Origin of the sequence: Clostridium sp. CAG:43, from assembly GCF_000434655.1 — a bacterium.
Classification (GTDB): domain Bacteria; phylum Bacillota; class Clostridia; order Lachnospirales; family Lachnospiraceae; genus Otoolea; species Otoolea fessa.
In genome coordinates, this window is sequence record NZ_FR895117.1 from 26590 (window position 1) to 32351 (window position 5762).

Genomic DNA, 5762 nt, shown 5'->3' on the forward strand with positions numbered 1-5762 from the left:
CAGCCGCCACAATAAACAGCATCCCCGAATCCTTGATCGTCTGATACAGCTCCTCGCTATATTTCATCGTGCCAAAGCTCAGATTGCAGATCGACGCGCCATTCGCCTGCGCATACCGGATCGCCTTAACCACGTTGCTGACGGTTCCGACACCGGACGATGTTCCAAGCGTCTTGATCACCATGATCTTCACATACGCCGGATCGCAGATTCCAACCGTTCCGACTCCATTTCTCGCCGCCGCGATCGTGCCCGCCGAGTGGGTACCATGATTGTCATCCGTCCCGGTAAATACCTGGGCATTATTATCATAGAAATTCCAGCCGTAAACGTCATCGATATAACCATTTCCGTCATTGTCAATGCCATCGCCCGGAATTTCCCCCGTATTCGTCCAGATCGAACCGCTAAGCTCCGGGTGAGTTATGTCAACTCCCGTATCAATCAGCGCCACAATCACCTGACGTTTTCCACTTTTCGCGTCATATTTCTTCCAGGCCGGGACAATATTCATATCGATCCCTTCCAGAGAACGGACCGTTCCATCTGCTGAGAGCGCCGGGCTGCCGGTAATCGCCCCAATCGCTGCATCCACTGCCGCCGTATGGCTCGGCACCAGACGCAATTCACCTGTATTTAAAAAAGCCCACTGATAGGAGGCATAGGAATCCGTATAGGGAACCGACTCCCGTGACGGACCCGCCGCATATGCCGGAAGCGCCGCGCTCCCTGCCATCATGGCAGCACACAGGGCGGCTGCCAGCCCTCTAAAAAGTTTCTTTTTCAACTTGCTTTATCCTCTTTCAATTCCGTTCTTACAGTTCGCGCGCTGCCGCAACCACAGTCTCCGCTTCCTTTTCCGGTTCTTTTCTGACAATCTGCCGTTTTACCGATTTTACCACTTTCCCGGCTTTTTTGCCATCCTTTTCGGATGCCGGACCGGAAATTGACTTAAAGCCGCGAAATACCAGAATACTCCGCGGCGGAACCATATACTGGCGAAGCTCTTCCTGCGGCTCCTGCCCTGCCTCCAGGCTTTCCGGCGGACAGATTCCGTTATTGTCTGCGTCGTCTGTGTTGATGCAGAGAGTCCACTGCATTCCCTTCGGAAGTTTCGGAAGATCAAATTCATGCGGCTCCCAGTGCATATTGTAGGCGACAAAGAAATAGTCATCGCTGGTGCCATCCGCTCTTCGCCCGTACTCGCCGCAGTAGAGAATGCCGAGCTGGCGGCGGAAGTTTTCAAACTCCGGGCACCATGTTTTGACGCCGTGGTAGGAAACATCCGGGTGTCCGCAGACGAGGTAATCAATATTTTTCGGCTCCACCGGCAGATGGAACACTGGATGCGCTTTGCGGAACGCTATCATATATTTTACAAATTCGTAAATATCCCGGTTCGTCTCCAGCTGATGCCAGTTGAGCCAGGAAATCTCATTGTCCTGACAGTAAGCATTATTGTTGCCGTTCTGGGAATTGCCGAACTCATCACCCGCTAAAAACATCGGCGTTCCCTGGCTCAGAAAGAGCAGCAAAAATGCGTTGCGGAGCTGTTTTTTCCGCATCTGCACAATCTTCTTTTTCCGCGTCGTGCCCTCGACGCCGCAGTTCCACGTATAATTATAATCGCTTCCGTCCCGGTTATTCTCCCCGTTCGCTTCGTTGTGCTTCTGCTCACAGGAAACCATATCCATCATCGTAAAGCCATTTGTCGCCGCCATATAGTTGATCACGCCATACGCGTCCGGATTCCGGCGTGTCTGGTAAATGAGACGACCGACCTGATCCTCATCGCCCTTTAATACCCGGCGCATATCGATCAAAAATCCTTCATTGTACTCGCCCAGATGCCAGCGGCGCTCCCGCAGCTTCGGTGCCGCTGCCGTTTTTGGCACACGCACGCCATCCCAGGAACCAGCTAATAGCTTCGTATCGGCTAACAGCGGATCCGACGCCAGCAGTTCGGCCGGCGCAAACCCGGACAGGTGCACGCCATCCACATGATACTCGTAAACCCAGAAACGAACCGCCTCCTGCGCCAGTGCCGCGCTCTCCTCGCCGGTAAAATAAAGCTCAACCAGCACTTCAATATCATTTTTATGAAATTCTTTCACCAGATCCTTAAATTCCCGCTCCGGTTCTTTCTCTTTCCCGGATGTGTACGAAGCTTTCGGCGCAAACAGGTATCCCGCCCCATAGCCCCAGTAATTGAGCCGTCCGGTCGGTGTCCCGGTCGCATACGGATTCCCGTCTGCCCCATCCTCCATCATCACTTCCTGAAATTCATTCGGCATCATTAATTCAACTGCTGTGATACCCAATTCCTTTAAATAGGGAATTTTCTCCGTCAGCGCACGGAACGTTCCCCGCTCCCCGGTGCCGGAAGAAGTATGACGGGTAAATCCGCGCACATGCAGCCGGTACAGGATCGTCTCATCATACGGATGTTTCAGCGGCTGATCCATTTCCCAGTCATACGTTTCTTCCGGGAAACGGCAGCGCACCGGACGGAGCGCCGCTTTTAAATCGCCCCAGCGCTCATGTCCTGTATAGATGCGCCCGCACGGATCCGGCAGCTCCCCCTGCTCGGTCTCGATCGTGTATTCCAGTCCCGAAAAATCATCGCCCGCAAGCTCCATCATCCAGAGATCCCCCACCCGTTCTTCCGGGGAAAATGGGATCCGGACACCCTGTTTTTTACCTGTCTCATAAATTGTCAGATGGCAGAATGTCCCCGGTGCCTCGACGCACAAGTGCATTCCCGTCTCTGTCCGCTTGATTCCCGGTGTAAAATCAGGGGTTCTTATCTTCTGTCTCACGATTTTTTCTGCTTTCACCTGTATCCCCTCCACGTTTTCATACGGCACTTTCGGTTCCAAAAGTGCCTATTTGTGTGCAGCCGCCTGCGCTTCTATTTTCTCCGCCAGATCGTTCAGATACATCCAGCGGTCCATCTTTTCTTCCAAAAGAGCTTCTTTTTCCTCTTTTTCCTTTATGATGCCGTTCAGAGCCGTATAATCGCGGGCAGAGTCCTGCATCTGCTGCTCCAGATCCGCGATTGCCTCTTCCAGCGCCGCGATATCATCCTCGATCGTCTCCCACTCTTTCTGCTCCATATAGCTGAATTTGAGCTTTTTCTCGCGCTGGCGGCCGCGGTTTTTATCCTTTGCCGTCTCCGCTGCATCTGACGTTCCCGCACCAGAAGCGCCTCCGGTCTTCTGGCCTCTGCCGTGTTCCTGACCGGATTCCTCCATCTCTGCCGCTATGCGTTCCCCGCAGGCTGCCTGATAGTCGGTATAGCCGCCCTCATACTGACGGATCGAGCCGCCGCCCTCAAAGGCGAAGATCCGGCGCACTACGCGGTCAAGGAAATACCGGTCATGCGATACCGTAATCACGATCCCCTGGAAATGATCCAGATAATCCTCCAGAATCGTCAGCGTGCCGATATCGAGGTCGTTGGTCGGCTCGTCGAGCAGAAGGACGTTTGGCGCGCCCATCAGGATATGAAGCAGATAGAGTCTGCGCCGCTCGCCGCCCGACAGCTTGCCGATCAGCGTGTACTGCATATGGGACGGGAACAGGAACCGTTCCAACATCTGGGATGCCGATACCAGCCCGTCCGCCGTCCGCACGTACTCTGCCACATTTTTAATGTAATCGATCACGCGCATCGACTGATCCATATCTTCGTTTTCCTGTGAAAAATAACCCATTTTTACGGTCTGGCCGATGATCGTCTCGCCCGAATCCGGTTTCACCCAGCCGGTAATCATCTTCATCAGCGTCGATTTGCCGCTGCCGTTCGGTCCGATGATGCCGATGCGGTCATCCTTCAAGAAGATATAGGAAAAATCATCGATCAGGAGGCGGTCACCATACGCCTTATGAAGATGGTGTGCCTCGACCGTGGTCCGTCCGAGACGGCTGGAAATCGAGCTCATCTCCACATTTCCATCTACTTTCGGCGCTTCCACCGCACTCAACGCCTCGAAGCGCTGAATACGCCCTTTCTGCTTCGTGCTGCGTGCCTGTGCGCCGCGCCGGATCCACGCCAGCTCCGTCCGCAGGATATTCTGCCGTTTCTGCTCCGAGCTCACCGCCATCGCCTCGCGCTCTGCCTTTAATTCCAGATAGCCCTCATAACCGGACTGATAACTGTACAGCTTTCCCTTGTCCAGTTCGACGATGCGGTTCGTCACGTTATCAAGGAAATACCGGTCGTGCGTGATCATCAGAAGCGCGCCGCGGAATTTTTTCAGGTACTCTTCCAGCCAGTCCGCCATCGCACTGTCCAGATGGTTCGTCGGCTCGTCTAAAATCAACAGATCCGCCGTTGATAACAGCACCGCTGCGAGCGCAACGCGCTTTCTCTGTCCGCCCGAAAGTGTCTCCACCTTGGCACTATAATCGGTGATTCCAAGCTTATTCAGCATGGATTTCGCATCGCCCTCGAGATCCCAGGCGTGCTCATGCGCCATATTTTCCCGGATCACGCAGTCTAAGACGGTCCGTCCCGGTTCAAACTCCGGATTCTGAGGCAGATAACGGATATAGAGATTTCGTCCCTTTACCACCGTACCCTCATCCGGCTCTTCCAGACCGGCTACAATCTTTAGAAGAGTAGATTTTCCGGTTCCGTTGATGCCGATGAGACCAATCTTATCACCTTCACCGATGGAAAATGCCACGTCATCAAAAAGCAGCCGTTCCGTATATGATTTTTTCAGATGTTCTGCTGTCAGTAAATTCATGTCTCATCCCGATCCTTTATCTGTAATTCTACCGGGCAGTGATCCGAACCCAGTATCTCCGTATGAATCTGCGTGCCCGCCAGCCGGTCCTTCAGGCTCTTGGAAACACAGAAATAATCAATCCGCCACCCAGCATTCTTCTCGCGTGCCTTAAACCGGTACGACCACCAGGAATAAACGCCCTCTTTATCCGGGTAAAAATAGCGGTACGTGTCGATATATCCAGAGTCCAGAAGCTCCGTAAACTTGCTTCTCTCCTCATCCGTAAATCCGGCATTTTTCCGGTTCGTCTTTGGATTTTTCAGGTCAATCTCCGTGTGTGCCACATTCAGATCGCCACAGAAAATAACCGGCTTTTTCTCCTCCAGCTTCTTCAAAAACTGGCGGAAATCATCCTCCCACTGCATCCGATACGGAAGTCTCGCCAACTCATTCTGGGAGTTCGGCGTATAGCAGGTCACCACATAATAATCCGGGTACTCCGCCGTAATGACGCGCCCTTCATGATCGTGCTTCTCAATGCCGAGACCGTAGCTCACGCTAAGCGGCTCCTCCTTCGAAAACAACGCCGTTCCCGAATATCCCTTCTTCTCCGCATAGCTCCAATACTGATAATACCCCGGAAGCTCCAGATCAATCTGCCCTTCCTGCAGCTTGCTCTCCTGAATACAGAAAATATCCGCATCCAGCTCATGAAATACATCCAGAAATCCCTTTCCCACACACGCCCGCAAGCCATTTACGTTCCAGGAAATCATTTTTTTCATTCTATCTCTCCTTTTTATCAAATAAGGTTTTTCCGATACATAAAAAGACAGCAGGCAGGTGGCAGACGCTCCGAAACTGGTCTGTGGATGCAGAGCAGGCTTTCGCCTATCAGTTGTACGCATCTTGAACACGCTTGTCCGAATGGGGCGGACGCAAGTCCGACACAGACGAACAAGTGTAGTAAAAGCAAGCGAACAACGATAGTGCGAAGAGCCAGCGGCGCATTCACAGATCTGTTTC

At 52.9% G+C, this 5762-nt stretch carries 4 protein-coding genes; all 4 read right to left on the reverse strand.

What is annotated here, in order from left to right:
• Window positions 1-787 (reverse strand): S8 family serine peptidase (locus QVO97_RS12140; RefSeq protein WP_288189764.1); only part of this gene is annotated, 787 nt, incomplete at its 3' end.
• Between the two features lie 28 nt (window positions 788-815).
• A complete protein-coding gene (locus QVO97_RS12145; protein ID WP_022360582.1) occupies window positions 816-2837 on the reverse strand; it encodes an alpha amylase C-terminal domain-containing protein in 2022 nt (673 codons plus the stop codon).
• Between the two features lie 48 nt (window positions 2838-2885).
• Window positions 2886-4754, reverse strand: coding sequence for an ABC-F family ATP-binding cassette domain-containing protein (locus QVO97_RS12150; RefSeq protein ID WP_022360583.1), 1869 nt, complete (start codon window positions 4752-4754; stop codon window positions 2886-2888).
• Entirely contained in the window at window positions 4751-5521 is a 771-nt protein-coding gene (locus QVO97_RS12155) for an exodeoxyribonuclease III (RefSeq protein ID WP_022360584.1), read from the reverse strand. Before QVO97_RS12155 ends, QVO97_RS12150 begins: the two co-directional genes overlap by 4 nt.
• Window positions 5522-5762: the final 241 nt, after the last annotated feature.